General features: G+C 46.3%; 9 protein-coding genes. 4 read left to right on the top strand and 5 right to left on the bottom strand.

The window, feature by feature from the left end; all coding sequences use genetic code 11:
* Window positions 1-34 precede the first annotated feature (34 nt).
* Window positions 35-8,992, bottom strand: coding sequence for an Ig-like domain-containing protein (locus A4R26_RS30370; protein WP_081170289.1), 8,958 nt, complete (start codon window positions 8,990-8,992; stop codon window positions 35-37).
* A 214-nt stretch (window positions 8,993-9,206) separates the two neighbouring features.
* On the opposite strand from A4R26_RS30370, the gene A4R26_RS30365 reads away from it, so the two are divergent.
* The 4 genes from A4R26_RS30365 (at window position 9,207) to A4R26_RS30350 (ending at window position 13,733) form a co-directional block, all read left to right on the top strand.
* Window positions 9,207-11,231, top strand: coding sequence for an ATP-binding protein (locus A4R26_RS30365; protein WP_081170288.1), 2,025 nt, complete (start codon window positions 9,207-9,209; stop codon window positions 11,229-11,231).
* Window positions 11,228-11,848: a response regulator transcription factor gene (locus A4R26_RS30360; RefSeq protein ID WP_081170287.1), complete on the top strand. Its 621-nt coding sequence runs from the start codon at window positions 11,228-11,230 to the stop codon at window positions 11,846-11,848. The genes A4R26_RS30365 and A4R26_RS30360 overlap by 4 nt, the downstream gene beginning before the upstream one ends.
* A gap of 183 nt (window positions 11,849-12,031) precedes the next feature.
* Window positions 12,032-12,400, top strand: a complete 369-nt coding sequence (locus tag A4R26_RS30355; protein WP_081170286.1) for a BlaI/MecI/CopY family transcriptional regulator — start codon at window positions 12,032-12,034, stop codon at window positions 12,398-12,400.
* Window positions 12,393-13,733 (top strand): M56 family metallopeptidase, encoded by a 1,341-nt coding sequence (locus A4R26_RS30350; protein ID WP_081170285.1) that lies wholly within the window; start codon window positions 12,393-12,395, stop codon window positions 13,731-13,733. The genes A4R26_RS30355 and A4R26_RS30350 overlap by 8 nt, the downstream gene beginning before the upstream one ends.
* Window positions 13,734-13,839: 106 nt before the next feature.
* Here A4R26_RS30350 and A4R26_RS30345 read toward each other — a convergent pair whose 3' ends face one another.
* From A4R26_RS30345 to A4R26_RS30330, 4 genes are all read right to left on the bottom strand, one after another.
* Window positions 13,840-14,706, bottom strand: a complete 867-nt coding sequence (locus tag A4R26_RS30345; protein ID WP_081170284.1) for a polysaccharide lyase — start codon at window positions 14,704-14,706, stop codon at window positions 13,840-13,842.
* Between the two features lie 70 nt (window positions 14,707-14,776).
* Window positions 14,777-16,540, bottom strand: a complete 1,764-nt coding sequence (locus A4R26_RS30340) for a cellulase family glycosylhydrolase (protein ID WP_242675060.1) — start codon at window positions 16,538-16,540, stop codon at window positions 14,777-14,779.
* 70 nt (window positions 16,541-16,610) lie between these two features.
* On the bottom strand, window positions 16,611-18,359 hold the full coding sequence (locus A4R26_RS30335) for a RagB/SusD family nutrient uptake outer membrane protein (protein ID WP_081170282.1): 1,749 nt from the start codon (window positions 18,357-18,359) through the stop codon (window positions 16,611-16,613).
* 40 nt (window positions 18,360-18,399) lie between these two features.
* Window positions 18,400-21,447 carry a SusC/RagA family TonB-linked outer membrane protein gene (locus A4R26_RS30330; protein ID WP_081170281.1) on the bottom strand — a complete coding sequence of 1,016 codons (3,048 nt, stop codon included), beginning with the start codon at window positions 21,445-21,447 and terminating at the stop codon, window positions 18,400-18,402.
* Between the last annotated feature and the right edge of the window lie 5 nt (window positions 21,448-21,452).

Genomic DNA, 21,452 nt, shown 5'->3' with positions numbered 1-21,452 from the left:
TATTTACCATCAGGCAGCGGTCCCGTACTTCGTTCTATCGTACAAGGTTCACCGATCCCTTCTTCACCAGTTTGCTTCCATCGGCAAGCACCATGCTGCACACATACATGTATACACCCGACGGCTGTAATTTTCCTTTGTAAGTGCCATCCCATCCTTTCGACTGATCGGCTGTTTCAAAGATCATTTCACCCCACTGGTTGAATACCCTGAGCTGCATGCTTTTCACCACCAGCCCTTCCAATTTGAACACATCGTTCAGGTTATCGCCATTGGGAGTAAAGGCATTTGGCATAAACACGTCATCCATTACGGCCGTGGCGCTGGCTTCACCAATGCCATCGGTACAACCATCCGGATCAACCGCTTTAACCCGTAAGGTTATATTTTGTCCGGGTTGTAAACCGGTTACGGTGTGTTGTAAACCGCCGGGGCCCGATGATGGAGTGGCCCAGGTAATGCCTCCATTAACCGACACCTGGTAGGCAGTTACGCCAGGCACTGCACTCCATGAGAATTTGATCATTTGCGCGCCTGTAGAGTCTACTCTTACCACCGGAGCGTTTACTCCTGTGACGTACAAGGCGGTTACCGCTTTGCGCGGACGGGTTGTACATCCGTCGGCTGTGGCATCGACATAATATGTTTTCGTTGCGCTGATCGCTGAGATCGTAACCGATGTACCTGTGTGTGCCGCCGTACCACCGGTTTCCGTATTATACCAGTTGTATGCTACGCCGCTTTGCGGGTTTCTAATTGAGAGCACCACATTGCTTCCGGCACAACCTTTTACGGTATCGCTTACAAATTCAATAACCGATGGGCCTTTTAATGTAACAGGTTCCGAAGTGGAGGCTATACAGCCTACTTTGGTAATGGCATCTGCTTTTACCGTATAGGTGGCTGCCCCTGCGTATAATTTTGAAGGTGTTAAGCCAACCGCGGTGGTGTTATCACCAAAATCCCAGGTGAGCTGATGTACCACGTCGCCAAAGCTACCGGTGACGATAGCGCTGAATTGTACACTGTCACCTACACAGCCGGTTGTTATGGCATCGATATCAACCACGGGCGTTCCTGCTACCGTAATGGTAAGCACTGCCTGCGCGGTATTGGTACAGGAAGCGATAACAGGATGCACATATTCAACCGGAACACTGTAAATGCCTGTAGCGGGGAATACATAATCCTGATCCAATGCAAAACGATAATAGGTACGGCCGTTCACCAGTTGGGTTTGCACCGGAACGGGATTCATTTGTACGCTGTCGGCATTGGGTACCATGTTTGCCGCCTGGCTGAACTTCCAGGTAATGCTGGTTGGCATAACCGGCAGCAATACACTGTAACGGAAAGGTGTACCAACACAGGTGAATGCACTATAGTTACCGCTGCTGTCATAGATATTGGTGATACCGGGCAATGTAGGTGATGCGGGAATGGCTTTTCCTGCCAGCACCCCGTAGCTGTCTATACCGCCCAAACCATAGTTAAGCGCAATAAACGCTGAATCACTCTGCACTGTGCTGGCCGCATCGGCAGGTTGCCAGCGTTTCAGCACTACGGTATAACCGGCTTTGCCGGGATGTGTATAAGTTGAATCGAATTTATTTGATCCGTCGATGCTAAGCGAAGCCACGCCATTGGTTGGAATAACGACAGTAAGATAGTTATCGCCAAATGCCGAAATATTGCTGCGGTAAAAATCTGCTTTCCGCACGCCCTGATCGATGGCCGGGATATAGAACATTTCTGGGGCCGTATTGCCAAAGTCACAGATATTGCTTGAGCCCGGGATGAACTCGGCAACCAGTACCGGCCGGGTAGCTTCAATAAAATCGGCAGTATTGCTCTGGTACTGGTAATAATTATTAACCGGGTTCGATAAGACCTGGCCGTTCACCCTTACAACAGTAGCCGGGTCTTTTACCAGTATGCGATAGAAATTGGTTTGTGCAGCTGTTGGATCGTTATATTTTGCAGTGGGCGCCGTTAGGTATTGCGTTCCCCATGTTTCGGCTGGCGAACCCTGTTGTATCAGGTAATTTCCAAAGGGAACGAAACTTTCAGCGCAATCGATAAATGCGCGGCTGTTGCCCGAGAACACGGCAACCGGGTAACATTTTCCGGCCAGGTTGCTAAGGCTGCGCACTTTACTGCCCGACAGGTCAAAACCGTCGTTCTCAGATTTTTTGGCGCCCAGCACCTGGTACACTTCGCCTTTATTGAGGGTAACAACGAACGGAACGTTTGGCACACGGCCGCCCAATGTAGGGTTCGATGGTGTTATTTCAACCATAGTGCTATCGTGATCGGCGATCACATAGAACCAGGAATAAACATTCAGATCATAATTCTTCTGCTCCCAGGCAAGCGCGTAATATTCGTAGCCATACGAACCCACGGGTACCAGCAGGGTAGAACCGGTTACCGCCAGTGCTCCACTTGCCTCAACAAAGGCCGATACCGGCTCATCGCTTTCAATACTGATGCCCCTGTCGGAAATTCCTTCTGTAAGCAATACGGCACCCGATGCACCGGTACGCGGAATAGGATCGGTATTGATAAATGTATTGGCAGGAATATGATAATTGCGCACCCAGGCAGTACCATGCACTTTCACCGTAACATTGGCATCCCTGGCCGAGCCGCCTATTTTGGCAATGAACGTAGTTACATTATTGTTATGGCCATAGCCTACCCAAAAGCGCGTACCCATGTTCGAGCTGTCGGTACGGGCACTGTCTGATGGCGGATAAGGAATGGTTCCGTTGGTTAAACCGGTTAAGCGGTTCAGGTAAGTGAGACCGGTTTGCGAAATGTTATTTGAGACAGTATTTACAGTGCTGGCAGCATCTACAACCCAGGTTCCGGCAACATCAGTTCTTCCAAGACGGATGCGGTTTTCATTGTTGATAAACCCGCGCCATGGATCGAGGTAGTTTTGTTCGATATCGTAACTATAAGTGCCGCCGCCTGTTATCGCCACATCGGTATAGAAATACATATGATCGGTGCCGGCTGTTAAACCTGTTGGCATAACCCCGCTGAACCTTTTCATTGTTACACCGGCAGGAACGGCAGCGCCCCAATTGATAGTAGCTACCACATCGGTGCCAAGCGTAAATACCTGTTGCGCGTTGGCCACCGGCGCTGCGGGACTGGCCACACAAACCGGCGGTGCAGCCACGGGCATAAATTCGTATGCACCAAGATCAGGCACACCGGCTTTCAATGACACCGGTCTTGGGGCATTATTGAAATCATGATCGTTTCCGTTCAACTGAATACCACGTCCATGCATGGCCCACACTTCAGGCGCATTTACATCGGGGCGCGGATCAGCCGTACTGATAAGGGCCGGCTTATAAACAATGGAATATTTGTCAAGATCGCCGCCCGCCTGCCAGTCGGCCAGCGTGGCATAGGAAGCGCCCACCCAGGAATCATACAGTACCAGTGTAGCGCCGGTAGTATACAGCATATTGTAATCGCTGTACATGTGCTCGATGTTGTTTACATACATGGCCTTGCCGCCGCCTTCATGCGAGAAGATGTTGTTGCGCACATCTATGTAATTCGCATCATTGTAATTGTTATCGGAAATGTAGGCAGCATAGTTATTGTTACCGTTGGCCGAAGCGTCAACCACTGTATTATTATATACCTGCGCGTCGATATTGTTATTGGTAAATAATCCATATGATGCATTGCCGTTTGTTCTTATGCTTATGGCATTGTTGACAATACGGGCGGTTTGAGAAGTAACCACATTCATCCCATACAGCGTACCGGTATTTCCGGTAATGCCAACTACACGGTTGCCATCTACCCTGCCGGCATTAGCAAGCTGGCTGATGCTGGCAGAAACGCTTATGCCATACACTGTGGCAGAAGTATTGTTGATCGTAATGCGGTTGGCCGATACGTTGTAAGAGCTATCGTTATTTCCGCTGTTGATAGCATACGAAGTAGTGGCCAGTGGCGCGGCAACTGTTAATTCATTGCCTGTAATACGGGTATTGTTACATAAGGTTGTATAGATCCCGTACTGGTAAAATCCATTGATCGCATTATTTTCTATCACCAGGTTTTTACTGCGATTGATAGAAGTGCCTGCTATATAAATACCGCTGGCGCCGTTCCTGATAGCATTGCCGCTTATTACAATGCTTTCCGCTTTCACGGGGGAAGCGTATATAGCGGTGCGGGTATTGGAAGTAGAAGTTGTGGCTGGGGTAGTTATAATGTTATTGATCAAACTATCGAATGAAGCCGTGCCGGCAAACTCTACCACGCGGCCATACGTATTGGAAGTAGCGCTTATTGTCAATCCTTTAAAGGTGAGGTAACCGGCGCTGTCTATTTTTAATACATAGTTATTGGCTGAAGTGCCGGCTGCCGTTAAAATTACATCGGCCGCATTGCCGGTTGCCGAGCGGAAAGTAACCCGGCTGCCCGCTGAAGCGCCGGGTATGCGGCGCAGGTATACCTGCTCATTATAAGTACCAGGCGCCACGTCAAAGATCACTTCACCTGCAATACCGCATTGCATGGCGTTCACTGCTGCTGTAAAGCTGGCATAATCACCGGCGCCGCCATTGTTGATCGTATAGATGCCGCCCGGTAAAGGTGCATTTAATTGTACCTGCGCAATCGCAGATGTATCGTTGATTCCGGTACAGCTTACAACACAACGGTAGTAAGCATTTCCCGTTGCCTCGGTTTTGAATTCCGAAACATACAAGGAATCGCTGATGTACACCCAGGGGCCGGCAGCGCTGGCTGCTTTTTGCCAGCGATAGGTTTGATAGCCACTGGTGGTATTACCTGTTAAAGTAAGGGTTAACTGCGTGCCCATACAAATACCGCTGTTGGGCGTAACCACCGTATTTCCGGCGATAACGCCGCTTATACAAGGTGCAGGAATAAATTCATATGCACCGATATCAGGTGTGGCTGTACTTCTTGTGGCATTATTGATGTCAGTTAATATGCCCAATGCATCGCCATTATCGTTCAACGGTGCAATGGTGGGCGCCAGGTTACCCGATGCCAGGTTTGCATATACCGGATCGATGCTGTACGAATGCAGATCCCTTGCGGTTACCGATTGCCATTCGCTCAGAGTGGCTCTCGGGCTGTTACGGTAACCTATATAATTATTGCCATTGGGCCCTTTGATGTAGTAATCATTTTTATCCATGCTCAACGGAATAACATCGCCGGATGCGATGTTGAACCCGAACTTTTGTCCCGACCCCGTTTTGGTGATAGTGACGATATTATTTTTGAACTCGAGGTTTTCAACGGTGTTGGTTGTATAAAATCCACTGGCACCGGCGGTATTGTTACCGGGCACGGTTTGGTTGTCGAACGAAACGGTGTTATGGTAGAATGCCATATTACGGGTACTGGTGCAATAGAACCCATACATGGCGCCGAGGCCGTTTACATTATAAATAATATTGTTTGAAATAATACCCTTTGTTTCATGTCCGGCCATATTGGAATAAATAGCATAAAAAGCCTGCGTAGAATTGGGCGCGCCGCCAAAAGGATTACTGAACTTATTGCGGTTTATGAGAATTTCGGCGTTTGTTTCCTGTACGAAAACACCCTGAAAATCGCCTACGCTGGCACGTTGCGGCCTTGATAAAATATTGCCTTCAATAACAGTACCGCTTGTACCATTCACATAAATGCCCATTTCATAAAAATCGGTAATGGTATTGTTGACGATCTTATTATCATAAATGAAGTTCGACATCCATGAAAAATAAACCGGATCGCCTGCCAGTGTAATACCGTAATTACCTCCGCTGATGGTATTATTTGTAAAGAGGTTGCCATCGCACCAGGTATTACCTGTAGCAGTTGGGTCGGTATCCATTGCACTTACCACTATACCGGCATAATCGCCAATACCGGTATTCGCATTGATGGTACAGTTCTTAATAATATTGCTATCGGCATTTTTCAACAGCTGCACGCCATAACCATAGGCTCCTGCGCCGGTAGCATCGATCACCAGGTTATCGAATATAAAATGATCGGCAGACCGCAATTTGATCACAGCCCGCTCATCGTTGGAATTGGAGCTGAATTGCAACGTATTGCCATTACCATTGAAAGTAACCGTATTGGTAATGGATGTTCCTTTTATGGTGTCGATGATCAATTGCTCGTTGTACGGACCGCTGCCGGCTACTACATCAAAAACTACAGGTCCGCTGATGCCGCAACCCAGTGCGCCATATGCGGCATTGAAGCTCACAAAATTGGTAGCGCTGGCCGGCGCATTTTTATTGATAGTGTATGTTCCGGACGGGAAAGCCTGGAATACGGTCAACTCAACAGGCGGTGTAATTGCTGTATTGCCACTACAGGTTACGCTGATGCGATAAAATTTTGTGGTAGTGGCTGTAATAAAGAATACCGGGTTGGTAGAAAGGCTTCCTTCTGCGGTAAACGGACCAGCCGCCGCAGCAGCCGATTGCAGTTGATAGGTTTGTACCGCCCCAATGGTATTACCGGTAAGATCGAATGTAACCGATTCGCCTACACATACCGCGCTTTTGTTGAAGGCCGCTGTGCCGGCCGTCGGCGGTGTTGTACATGCCGGCGGATTGATCTCGAATGCACCGGCATCGGGTGGACTGTTTCGTGTTACTCCGGTAATATCGGTTGTTATTCCCGTTGTTGTAGCACCCATATTGTTCAACGCAGGATTACCGGGGTGCAGATCGCCTGTTGCCAGGTTTACAAACACCGGATCGGCTGCAATAGAATTATTGTCGAGCCCCGTAGCCGCTACCCAGTTATTCAACAATAAACGGTTATTGCCATGCACATACCCTGTTCTTCTGACGCCTACACCCGGCGATACATACAGGTTGTTATTGTTCGATTGAATATCACTGCTGAAGGTTGCGAACCAAATGGCAGTGTTGGTGGCCGGTCCGTCACGCGTAACAGAGATATTGTTGTTGTAGAGTTGTACGCCGGTTGCCCCTTCAAGGTAAAAACCAGTAACAAAATTATCGTTGATGGCATTGTTCATTATACCGTCGAGCGAAACGGTATTATGATGGTAAAGCGCATTGTGCGAAAGTGAATTGTATATGCCATATACAGTGGCGCCGCCGTTGATGTTATAGATAAGGTTATTGCTTACCACGTTTTCCAAACCGCCTACTGAAGCCGCCGAAGTAAAATAGATCCCATAAAACGATGCCCAGTCGCTGGCGCCGTTGAAAATATGCGTGATCGTATTTTTCGAAATGGCCAGCCTGGTATTGATATTAATAGCATAGATACCATAAACGGTTGCATAATCTTCAGAACGAACCGGCCTTGAGATCAGGTTGCTGTCAATTTGCGTATTAAATGAACAGGCAACATAAATTCCACCCAGTGCAAAATCATACAATTTGTTTTTGCTGATAATGTTGCTGCCATTGGGTGCACTGCTGGCGCTTACCAGGGTAATGCCATAATAACCGCCGGTGATCGTGTTGTTTTGGAAAATGTTGTTATCGCACTGCGAAATCATTTCCTGTGTTGCCGAACGGTCAGATCCATTCACTACTATGCCGGCATAATTGGCCGAGTTGGAACTTACGTCGGTGTTGATCGTACAGTTATTGATAATATTGAAATCGGCATCGTTCAATAATTGAAAACAATACCCATAGCCACTATACCCGGTAGCGGTAGCATTCACCGTAAGGTTATTGAACCTGAAATAATCGGCGCCATTCAGTTTAATGATCGCGCGCTGGTCCTGGTTATCTGCATTATATTCTATAGCCGCGCCTGGCGCGCCGTTGAAAGTTATGGTATTGACTGCCGATGCCCCTGGTATGGGCTCGATGATCAACTGTTCATTGTAGATACCACTATTGGGGGCCACATTGAAAACTACAGGGCCGTTGATACCGCATTTAATATGATTATAGGCGTCGTTGAAGGTTTTAAAATTACCACTACCTGCAGGCAACGATTTGTCAATAGTAAATGTCCCTGATAATGGTAAAGGAGTAAGCACCTGTATACTGGCTGAAGTTGCGGTTCCACCGGAAGAACAGGTTACAATACAACGATACCAGCTTGTAGCTGTTTGAGTTAATGATAAAGAAGCCTCTGTTGCATTGGCGATGTCAGTCCACGCTAAACCATTAGCAGAAGACTGCCATTGATAGGTTAAACCGGTTGCCATGGATGAGCCGTTCAAACCAAGCCTGAAGGTTTCATTCATACAAACCGAAACTTTGTTCGAAACTGCGGTGCCGGCGGTCAGTGATCCATTGGTACAGGGTTGGGCCACCGTCCAGTTGAAGATGATATTGGGCCGGGTAGTTTGATCGCCCCTGACAGCATTATTGTTTTTATCGCAAAGGCCACCGAGGAAATTTTCGCCAATGCTGCGGGAAGCGTTAAAGGGTAAACCGGTTGTATAAGTTATATAGGGATTGGCGCTGCGGGTGCTTCCATTGCTTGCATCGGTACAGATCTCAATAACAATATTGTCAACGCCATTCCAGTAAAAAGGTGAATTGAATGCAAAAGAATTAGCACCCAGCGTTGGCAGGTGGCTATTGGCAGTAAATACGGTATTGGTATTGGGTTCCCAGCCATTGGTACTAAGGCTTGCGGTAGCGGTAGTTCCGATCTTTAGGGTTAATTTGTCGGCAGCCGAATTGTTGGGGTTGGAAGGATCGACGTACATGCCGAGGTCGGTTACGGTAAACCGGATAGCATTGATGGTACCGGCCGACATACCTGCTGCAGATAATTCCGAGGCGAGAAACAGGAACTGCATCCGGCTCGCATCTACCATATCAGGAAGGGGGCAGGGCCAGGTCCAGTCGGTATTTGTAGTTGTTCCGGAACCAATTGCCACATCAATTTGAGCAATTGACCTATTGGGAATAAATGATATAACGAATAATAACAATATTAAAAATCCTTTACTACAGAATTTTTGCATACGCTCAGTTAGTTTTGGAAAAATCAATGTTCTATGGAAACAATTGCCGAAAAGGGCAAGCAGTAAAAGAAATACGTGTTGTGAAATTAACTTATGATAAGCAGGCAGATATGAATGAAAACATTCAATTTCAAATATGAATGTTTACCATTATTTTTAATATGCGGGACGAAATATTCAGCTTCACACACGTCATATATACATTTATTATCACATGACGAAAATGCGCAACCCTATGGTGAAGTTTGGGCTATGTATACTAATATTATTATCTTTTACCTGTGCAACATTTGCACAAGGGTTGTTGCCTGTTATTCTCTCCGAAAACTGTGATACCGCTGAAGTAGATCTTTTCATCAAAAGATCGAAACAATTATTAGAACCCCAAAACGACAGTGCGTTCTACTATTTGAACAGGGCGGTTCAGCAAAGCTATCATTGTAATTTCAACGACCGTATAGTACGCTCCCTTACCGAACTGGCTGCCTGGCACTACAGCCACGATATAGATCAGTCGATCCAATACGCTCATCAGGCTTTGCGGGAATATGCAAACAGGAATAAAGCCATTCCGCAGCAACTGAACATCATATACAAGGCGTATAATATCCTTGCAAAAGCCTTTGAGTCAAAAGGCGTCATAGATTCTTCGGCCTATTATTATTACCTGTTGAACGATGTTATTGAAAGAGGCATCATTACCGATGGAGAATATGCCGTGGCGGTCTACAGCCAGCTGGCCCTTTTCTGGCTTAACTGTAACTGGGACATCAACAATGGTTATATTGAACCTACGCGGTTTTTTATTGAAAAATCAAAAAAGGCGGAAGCGCAGTTAAAAGACAGTTCCGTGCAGAAGTATACAAGTTATATGCTGCAGGGCGCTTATTATTTCTGTACAAAGCAATACGATTCGGCCCGGTACTATTATCTCGAATTTTTAAAGCAACGAAATCGTGTAGGCACATCAAATGTAACCTGGGAATCGGCCATGTATTTAAACGTAAGCGAAACATACCTGGCAGAAAACCGCACTGAAGAAGCGATTGAGTACATAAACAAGACCTTTGCCCTGAAAGAGAAACTGACAGGTTTTCCCCGTTACCGGTTGCTGGCGCAGTTGTATTTATCAAAAGCCTATTTCCTGCAAAAAAACTATGTGAACAGTATCCAGGCCTTTCTTACTGTCACCAATGATGTCAACAGCAACAATTTTCTCACCAAAGAAGTGATAGAAGCGTACAAGATAGCTGGCGCTTCTTATGAAGCGCTCGGCAACATGAACAAGGCGGTTCAATATAAGAATATATATATCCGGTTACACGACAGCCTGATGAAAAAAGACAAGCTGGATATGATGAACTGGCTGCAGATAAAATACCGGATGGCTGAAAAAGACAAAGAACTCACAGAACAGAAACTGATCATTACCGAAACCGAAAGCCGGGTGCGCAAAAAGAATTTCTGGATTGCCGGTATTTCAACGATAGCCGTATTTTTAGTGATCGTTTTCGCCCTCTGGCGGCGGAACATTCAACATAAACAGCATTTGCAACAGAAAGAGATCAATAGCTTTCAGCAGAAAATGGAAATTGCCAACCTCAATGCAACTATTGAAGGGGCCGAAAAAGAACGCATTCGCATTGCGCGGGAGTTGCATGACGGTATTGGCGGTTTGCTGGCTGCCGCCAAACGTGATTTTGAAACGGTAAAGATCACCTACCACCTGCATAATAAACCTGATTATATGCACGGCTTGTTACTGCTGGGAGAAGCCTCGGCCGAATTACGTAAAACGGCGCATAACATGATGCCTGAGATCCTGTTGCAGGAAGGCCTGGTAGAAGCCGTTGCTTATTTCTGCCATACCGTTGCGAGCAATAAATCGACGCGCATCTATTTTCAGACAGTGGGAACCATTCAAAAATTCAGTCCTGCGTTTGAACTGACAACCTATCGCATTGTACAGGAACTTATTCATAACATTTTAAAACATGCACAGGCAACGGAAGCGCTTGTGCAAATGAGTTTTAACGAAGTACTGTTCGATCTTACCATAGAAGACAACGGTATTGGCATTCCTGAAGATGCCATAACCAGAACAAGGGGCATGGGGCTTAAAAGTATCGAAGACCGCCTGCGCACTATCAATGGCAAAATGACCATTCAAAAGCTGCAGCAGCATGGAACCGGTATTTACCTCGAAATCCCCATACAAAAAGAAACTGTTACAACATGATCCGAATTGCAATTGCAGATGACCATACGCTGGTGCTGAACGGACTGCTGAAAATTTTCAGCGCTTCTTCCGAAATGGAAGTCATTGGAACATATCTCAATGGCGAACTGCTGCTGGCGGGTTTGGAACAACAACAACCCGATGTATTGCTGATGGATATCCAGATGCCGGGCAAAGACGGCATCGAAATGGCAGGTATTGTACATAAAAAATACCCCGATATAAAGATCATTGCCCTCACCAATATCGAGATCCTGTACCAGGTAAAAAAAATGATGAAACAGGGTTGTATGGGTTACCTGCTGAAAGATGTTGACGCCGACACCCTTACTTCGGCTATCCAGCGCGTTTACAACGGAGAAATGGTGATCCATGACAAAATAAAAACCGATCTGTCGCACCATATAAAACCGAACAACCAAACGCAGCAAATGACCCGCCGCGAAATAGAAATACTGCAACTGATTGCCCAGGAAAATACCAATAATGAAATTGCCGAAAAGCTGTTTATCAGTCCCGCTACGGTAGAGAACCATCGTAACCGCATGCTGCAAAAACTGGGCGTAAAGAACACGGCAGGCCTGATAAAAAAAGGGATGGAGCAGGGTTTGATCTGACCACTTTTTACGCCTGAATTTTTCCTGAAAATGGGCTGCTACTGCCGGTTTTGCTGACCACCCCACCGCAAACCCTTAATTAATTTATTGCTTTTCAATACGCTGCGAATTTTTCCATAAAAGATTTGTCTGCCTAAAGATTTAGGCATAATATTGCCTAAGAAATTAGTCAAAACACAAATCATGAAAAAACTTACAGCTGCCGAAGAGCAGATCATGCAAACACTCTGGAGTTTGGGCGAAGGTGGTTTTATGAAAGATATTCTCGAACACCTGGCCGATACCAAACCACACTACAATACAGTGGGCACGCTGCTGAAAATACTTGTTGAGAAAAAATTCGTGGGCATCAAAAACCCGAACCGCAACAACTTCTATTATCCGTTAGTCACCAGGGAAGAATATTCAGCCAGCGGCATAAAGGCGCTGACCGAAAGTTATTTTCAGGGATCGTACACCAGGGTGGTATCGTTCCTGGTTGATAAAAAAGAAATGTCAATCGAAGACCTGGAATTTTTATTGAAACAACTTAAAAAGAAAGGTAATGAATAGCTATGCCATTCTTACATACATTCTGAAATCGATTTTCATTTCAGGTGTGTTTACCGGTTACTACTGGCTTGCCCTGAGAAATAAAAGCTTTCATTCCTACAACAGGTTCTACCTGTTGTTGAGTATCACCTGCAGCCTTATCATTCCGCTGTTCAGTTTTACCTGGTTCACTATTGAAAAGGAGGAGATACCGGTTAGTCCGGAACGGATCGGTTCACTGTCATTACAGGTCATCGATAACAATGCTACTGCGTTTCCCTGGCTTAGCATCCTCAACTACGTTGTCATTGGCATAAGCATCGCCCTTACGGGAATGTTCGCGCTTAACATTTTCAGGGTGTATCAACTGAAACGGAAATCGGCCGTTTTAAAAATGGATGGCATCGATTTCATTTATACCGATCTGGAGAATGCACCTTTCTCATTTTTGAAAAATCTTTTCTGGAAGGAGTCTATTTCAATGGACTCTACATACGGAAAGAAGATCTTTAAACACGAGCTTACACACATTCATCAAAAGCATACACTGGACATTCTTTTTTGCCAGGTCGTAAATGCCATCTTCTGGATGAATCCTTTCAACTGGATTGTTCAAAAAGAACTGAAGGCCATTCATGAATTTATTGCCGATAAAGAAGCCGTTGGCAACAGTGATGTGGAAGATTTTGCGCGGCTGCTTTTACAGGCCCATTACGGGAATCACTTCCTGAACCCTACACACTCATTCTATTATTCATCTATTAAACGTCGATTACTTATGTTATCCACAACACACCGAACAAAGTTCAGCTACCTGCGCAGGGTATTGGTATTACCGGTTTCATTTATGGTATTGGCAGCGCTGTCTGTTACAACAAGCGAAACAAAAGCAACGCCGGCCAAAACATCAACTACAATTACGGCCAATACGCCGCCTGATGTACCGGAAATTAAAACCGCCCCCTCACCGGTTCTACCTCCCCGGCAACCAGGCCCGGTCGCCCGGGTAAAACAACCTGTAAAACGGGTTATTAAAAATGATACCACGCCAACAGCGGTTACCGGTACAGTAACGGCTTTAAGTATCAAACAAAAGGATACGTCGAAACCTGAATTTTCTATCGGGGGTAACAAAGTGATCATTCGCGCGAGAACAGACAGTACTAAAAAGACGCTGCCCCCGAATGTAATTTATTACATAGATGGCAACCTGGCCAGCGCCGATGATTTAAATAAGCTTTCACCCAATCAAATTAAATCGATCAATGTTTGGAAAGGTGAAACTGCTGTAAAGAAATGGGGCGCCGGCGCTTCTGAGGGAGTGATCGAAGTTATTACAAAAATGGTCCTGTAATACCAGGGCTATAAAAAAACAAAAGGGGGACCCGGCGGCAACCGGTCCCCTTTTTCTTTTGTGGTGTTTTCAAAGGTGCAATGGCTTATGAAAAACGACGTTTAACCTAACTGATCTTATGCACCACCAGGTTATCATAATAAATGTAACCGTCGGTTGATGACTGCCAGTATGATTGACTACCACCTCTGAAAGTATGAAAACTGAGATTTCTGATCAATCGTTTTGCATCATTGGTTGTCCAGCGAATGGCCTGGTTCAATACAGTTGTTCCATCGATCACGATCTCAACGCGGCCATCGGTATTGCTGCCGGTATTGCTCTTTATGTACATGTGCACATGATACCACTGCCCTTTGTTCAAACTTCCGCCCGAAGGATATGATTTGCCGAAGGAATTGCCATACTGGCCGGGCTGGTCTTTATAGTATACATAGGGTTGAAAAAATACGCGGCCTGCATCGGTCTGGTACCACATCAAACGTAAGCTGCCACCATTGCCATCCCAACCTGGATCGCCACCGGTATTGCCATCGCCTACCAGGAATCCATAACCAATTTTACCGCCGCGGCTGAAATCAAACTGGCTGTGGAACCTTACATCATAATCCAGTTCATAAGCTGTGCCATCAGAAATGTCGATGTTGGCAACTACCCCGCCAGCGCCTGACAATGCATTTGCCAGTAATTTGATGCGGCTGGTACCGCCGGAGATCCACGTGCGCGACTCGTTCCAGCCGCTGATATTTCCAAAATCAGCAGCGGCCTCTGCCGTCGTCCAGGTACCATCGGCATAATTGTTCCAGTTCACCGAAATATTGCTGTTGATAGCTTCGGTATGCACAGTTGCATCGTTCGATGTTTCCTGTTGCTGATCATTGCTGCCGATGTTTGATTTTTTACAAGCAGTTACCAGCAAGCCAATCGTTAAGGTCAAAAGACCTGCTTTGAGTACGACAAGGTTACTTTGCATTTTTTTACATTTTAAAGGTTTGAGAAAAAAGCGTTCCTATTGCAGATAATATTCCATAGTGTTTTCCTGTTTATTCCTTTACAAACGCAATGCTTTGAAGATTGAAGCCGCCTTTGCATGCCAGTATTTTCAACCGCGTTTCACCTGCGGGCAATACAATATTTTTTACCCAGGTTGTCGTATAATTTAGCCTGTTTCCTGTAACCGGTAACGTTAGGTTATTCACCAGCCACTTTTCATTCACCTGTAACGATAACTCACCTGCTTCATTTTCAGCAGCCGTTTTAAATCCTATCTGGTATTTTCCCGCCACTTTTGCCTGAATAGTATACTGCAGCCACTCGCCATCTTCTATACTGAATACACACATGCCTGCATCGTTCCGTTGTATATCAACCCCATCATTGCGAAATGTATATCCCCTGTTTCCCTGTGTATGCACGTTGGGGGTAAAATGATAACTTGCCGAATCTTTATCATAATAAGCCCGGCCTTGTTTTCCCAGGTCGAACTCAACCGCCGGTAACAGGGTCGTTCCCTTCCCTATTATATGTTTTGTAAAGGGTAATGTTGTATTAACCTGTACCTGACGGAACATCGCATCGAGCACATCGCGATGGATTATGTTATTCTGCACCTTCACATAGCTCAATAACTGCTGCAATGTTTTCCATGCCGTGGCGCTGTCGGGTTTGGCGCCTTTTCCTTTCCAGTAATTCAACAACTGATCATATCCTTCCGGTACTTTTATTTCCATCGGGTTATTGATCCCCATTTTTTTACCGGGCCACCATGCCCAGCCAATACCGTTCTCTTCCACCAGGCTGATACATTCAGTAAACCAGGTATTTGAATTTTCTCCCGACTCACCCAACCATACCGGAATATTATAGGCATCGCGGAAATTCAAAAAGTTCTGGATATTGGCCTTGTAATTAAAATTGCCATACTTGTGAAAACTCAACACCAGGTTATTATCCCAAAGTGGAAATATGCCATTGTAATTATTTCCAAAACCATTGCCTTCGATAATAATAAGGTGTTTTGTATCTACCGCCCTGATCGTGTTGGTAACATCAACCAGCAATTGTCTTAACGGTACATTCTTTTTTTCCTTTGTGCCGCGTTTATCCGTGCTATCCTCGAAACCCCAGTTCGGTTCATTAATTATATCGTATCCGCCGATCCAGGGCTCGTTTGCATAACGCTTTGCCAGTTGCGCCCACAAAGCGATCAGCTTTTGCCGGTTGGCTTCGCTTTCCCACAATGATGGCTTACCGGCATCGCGATCGCTGATGTTAAGATCATTACCCTGCCCGCCCGGTGTTGCATGCATATCGAGTATCAGGTACATTTCATTGCTGCGGCACCAGTTAAGCACACTGTCGGTAATAGCAAATCCTTTTTCCAACCAGGTTTGTTGCCCTGTCACCGGCTCTTTTTCAACCGGTAATGTGAACAGGTTGTAATGCAGGGGCAACCTGATAGAGTTGAACCCCCATGCCGCCAGCGAATCGATATCTGCTTTTGTGGTATGATTCGTTAACCACATTTCATAAAACTGTTTGGTTCTTTCTTCTCCTACCACATCGGCAATGCTTTCGCGAATGCGGTATTGCGTTCCGATATTTCCCAAATGGAACATATATCCTTCCTGTAACAACCATCCGCCTAAACCCATACTACGTAATAGCACAGGTTGCCCTTTTTCATTGACTATATTTTTCCTGTTCGCTTTTAGAAATCCCTGTCCGCTGGTATGTACTGTTACTATAACAAATACCACTATACATATCACCCTGTGAAAACAATTGTCCATTCCGTGCTTAAACATATTTTGCTGTTGATGTTATCCGTACTAAAAAAGAGTAAGCCACCCGCAGACGGATGGCTCACTCAATGGCTTAGTACCCGGGATTTTGAATCAAATTCGGGTTTTTGGCCAGTTCTGATTGCATGATTGGAAACAGGTAGTAAGCGTCATTGAACTGATGTTTCGCGTTGACGTTTATGGGTACTACTTCATAGGTATAGCTCGTTGCTCCGGTCTTTGTTATTTTCATCGCCTTCATTTCCACGTTCTGGGTTGCCTGGGCAATTTTCCACCGGCGTACATCCCAGTAACGGTGATCTTCATAGGCCAGTTCAACCTGGCGTTCGTTCTGTAATACCTTACGCATATCTTCTTTGCCGAGGCCCGCAGCCACACCGTACAATCCATCTACGCCGGGTTGTATACCTGCACGTTTACGGATCAGTTTCAGCTGATCATAAGCAATGCCGGTGTTGCCCATTTCATTGGCCGCTTCTGCATAGTTAAGCAGGATCTCTGCATAACGGATCAACGGCAGACAGCGGTCGGTATTGGGGCCGGCATTTTGTGCCGTGTTCTCATCCATCATCTTGCGCCACCAGTAACCCGTTGCCCAGGCCACGGTGCCATAACCATCATTGGGTGCGCCATTATAAGTATACAGCGGCTGGCGGTTACCTGTGGTTGATGAGTACCACAGCGAACCATTATAGATAAACGTATAATTGAAACGGGGATCGCGGTTTACAAACGGATCGTTAGGATCAAAACCTGATGCCGGATCGGTGATCGGCTTTCCGTTGATCATCCCAAACGCTTCGGCCAGGTTTTGTGAAGGCGCCGTTTGCGTGGTTCCGGTATTTCTCGATTTTGGCAAAGCAAAACCTTCCATTGTTTTATTGGGGCCCTGCATGCCGGGTAAAATATACTCGCGGTTCTTACGGATCAGGAACACGCGCGAAAATCCATAACCGGGCGCAGTGGCATTGTCTTCATGCAATGCATAAAAGCCCATATCGATGACCGCTTTTGCGGCATCGGCGGCCTTTTGCCAGCGTTGCTGATCGAATGAAGGGTATGAGGTCACTTTTTTTTGTGCCTCATCGGTAGCAACGCTACCGCCATTGAAAAGCGGACTCGCAGCGCATAACAACACCCGCGATTTCAAACCAAGACAGGCGCCTTTTGTTATGCGGCCGAAATTCTGCGAAATATGTTCAACCGGCAAATCATCGGCTGCCTTTTCAATTTCACCAATGATATAATTTACGCAATCCTCGTATGAATTGCGGGGCATATTGATGTCGTCGGCCGGCCCAAACACTTTATCCTCTATAACCGGAATACCGCCAAAATTCTTCAGTAAAATAGAATAATACCAGGCGCGTAAAAAACGGGCCTCGGCTTTTGCCATTGTTTTGGTAGCATCTGACAATGGTGCGCCATCTACTTTCGACAAGAACACATTTGCACGGCGGATATTGGTCCACGGGCGCCACCACATATATTCATAGGGCGCCGTATTGACGGCGTTCAGCGTTCCATTAAATAAATACACAAAAGGCTGGGTGGCCCCGCTCAGGCGGTGTACGGCCTCATCGCAGCCTTCGGCTGTACCTGCGCTGATGTTACTGGCATAAGTATAACGCCGGTAGCCGAACGAAAAACCTATATCGGCATATATCCCGAAAAGAAAATCTATGGTACGGGCGCTATCACTGAAAGTGGTTTCTTCATTCAGATTCGTATTGGGTTTGGCATCAAGCAGGTCTTTCTTCTCACAGCTGCACAATGCAACGAACGCACATCCCGCCATTATTGCCATTATCTTTTTCATCATGGTATATTCGTTAGTTTAAGTTCTACGATATTATTTTTTATCAGAAAGTAACCTGTAATCCAAAATTGATCACTTTCTGCACAGGGTAATCACCACCTTCCGTACCTGATGGCGTTTCAGGATCTACCTCGTAAATATTCTTGTCAACCAGCATCCAGGTAGCCAGGTTATAACCACTGGTGTATATTCTTACGCCCTGCAATGAAATTCTTTCAGCCATTTTCTTTGGCAGGTCGTAAGCGAGCTGAATGGTCTTTATACGCAGGTAATCGCTGCGGCGGAACCAGTAGTCAGACGGGTAGGTGGTTGCATTACTGATGCTGCCCACAGTGGTAAGACGGGGAAAATCAGGATCGGGGTTATCGGGGCGCCATGCATTGGCGTGGATCGGGCGCAGGTTATTGGCGAACGGATTGATAGACTCCGCCACTTTACGATTCGCAAAGTTGAGTGCGCTTTGCAGCGTGAAAGAGAAGCTGATACTTTTATAACCTACCGAACCTGTAAAACCCAAAATAGTGTTGGGCAGGTTGGGATATTTCATGATACGCTGATCATTTACATCGATCACATTATCCTTATTGAGGTCGGCATACTTAAGATCGCCGCGTTTCGGCGTTAACCCTGCAGGTTTTGGGCTCGCTGCCACATCGGCATCATCTGTATAATAACCAATGAACTGGTAACCGGGAATAGTGCCCAGCGGATTACCGGTGCGGTTCAGCCAGGGATATGCCGGCATGGCTTCATCCATGTACAGCACCTTGTTCTTTGCATACGACATATTCGCTTTTGCCGAATAGCGGAAGTTGCGGTAGCTGTTGTTATAACCTGCTTCCACTTCAAAACCCCTGTTCTGTACCCGGCCGAGGTTCACCGGCGGCAGGTTAACTCCAAGAATAGTAGGAACGCTGCCGCGGGTGATCATGATATTATAACGGTAACGGCTGAAATAATCGGCGGTAAATGTAACCTTGCCACGGAACATGCGAATGTCGATACCGAAATCGGGCTGACGTTCCTTTTCCCAGGTAATATCATTACCAAGGGTACCTTCAACAATACCGTTAACGGTTGTGCTTACATCACCGATGGAATAGGTACCGGTACGGTTGTAGAGCTGCAGATACCTGTATGCAGAACCATCAGAGATCGCGTCTGTTCCCATTATGCCATAGGTAACGCGCAGCTTCAGCAGGTCGAGGAACCTTACATTATTTTTTATAAAATCTTCTTCAGCCACGTTCCAGCCTGCTGAAACAGCGGGGAACCAGCTATATCTTTTCCCTGATGAAAAGCGGCTGCTGCCATTGTAACCGGCATTCAGTTCAAACAGGTATTTCTGGTGAAAATCGTAACCAGCGCGGAATGCATAACCACGGAAATAAACCGGTTCATCGGCGCCCCTGTTATCGCTGGTTTGGTTGAACAATGCCAGTGCATATACGTGATGACCGTTGATCGTACGGTCATAGTTGATGGCAGCCTGCAGGTTCAGCTTTTTGGCGCTGTTGTTTGCATCGGTAACATAACCGAGGTTCAGTTTTTCAACCCTGAATACGTTGGGATCAAAAGGTGAATAGGTGTCGGCTGCCGCATCGTATTTATATGCAGGGAAAGAAGTTCTTGTCATACTGCGCCAGAAGCGCGTCATGGCATTATAGCCGATAATTCCTTTTACCGATAAACCGCGAACAAGAAAATCGAGTTTTTGTGTTGCGCGTAAATTGGTGGTAATGGTATTATCATACGACCTGTTATAACCACCGAGGGCAAAACGGCCGATGATACTGTTTGAATAACTGCCAACGGTAGGGTTAGCGCCATACGAGCCATCGGGATTATAAGGGTTATAGGCAAATGGCGGCAATTGCGTGTAATCGCTGATCTCGAAGAACACGTTGTTGCGGGCGTTGCGGCCACCGATATTCGGTTCATTGCGATTGGCAAAATTGCCCGACAGGTCAACGTTTAAGGTAAGCGATTTCGTCGCATTGAAATCAAGGTTCGACCGGAAATTGTAACGTTTATAATAATAATTGCTGTTCAGGTCTTCATCTACCGTAAAATCCTTTACCATCCCGTTTTGCCATAAATAACCGGCAGAGATAAAGTATTTCGCTTTTTCGGTTCCGCCCGAAATATTCAGGTTGTTATAGGTTTGCATGGAAAAGGGACGCAACAATGTTTTCGCCCAATCTATATCGGGATGCCCGAATGGGTCGGATCCGTCTTTGAATTTTTGCAGATCTTCTTCAGTGAATTGCGCGGCCAGTCCATCGTTCTTAAGCGCTTCGTTTCGCAGGCGGGCTACGTCGTATGAGCCAAGGTAATCGGGCAAATAAGTAGGCCGTTGGCCGGCTGCCTCAGAACGAAGGGTGATCTGGGGGCGGCCGTTCTTACCTCTGCGGGTAGTGATCACAATTACCCCGTTGGCGCCTTTGATACCATAGATGGCAGTGGTAGAAGCGTCCTTCAAGATAGATATACTTTCAACCTGGTCGGCATCTATCTCTGAAATGTTGCCGGCAAATTCGAGGTCATCTACGATTACCAGCGGCGCACCGTTGCCCGACATTGTGCTTAAACCACGGATCAGCATATTGGCGCCATCTGACCCCGGTTTACCGCTTCGTTGTTGAGTAGTAAAACCGGTTACGCGGCCGGCCAGTGCGTTCTGCAAACTGGCGGTTGGCGTTTCGCGAATTTCGGCACCGCCGATGGCGCTTACCGCTCCGGTATTGGTAATCTTCTTTTTTTGCCCGTAACCAATTACCACCACATCTTCCAATCCTTTGGCATCTATTGCTAACTGAACATCTATTTCTGTTTTGCCGCCCACCTGAACTTCTTTCTGCAAAAAGCCCATCGATTGAACGATGAGAATACCCTTGCCACGCAGGTCGAGTTTGAAGATGCCGTTGCGGTCAGATACGGCACCCGAGTTGGGTACGTCTTTTTCGTAAATGGTTACACCGGCAATAGCTTCACCGGTACTGGTAGTGACCTTCCCCGTTATTGTTTGGGTTTGCGCCAGTAAGCGGCCCGCGAGGAATATACATATTATGAGGAGTGCTGATCTTTTCATATAAC

Source organism: Niastella populi (genome assembly GCF_002078015.1).
GTDB classification, from domain to species: domain Bacteria; phylum Bacteroidota; class Bacteroidia; order Chitinophagales; family Chitinophagaceae; genus Niastella; species Niastella populi.
The sequence above is the reverse complement of the archived record's forward strand: the minus strand, read 5'-3'. Positions and strand labels throughout refer to the sequence as shown.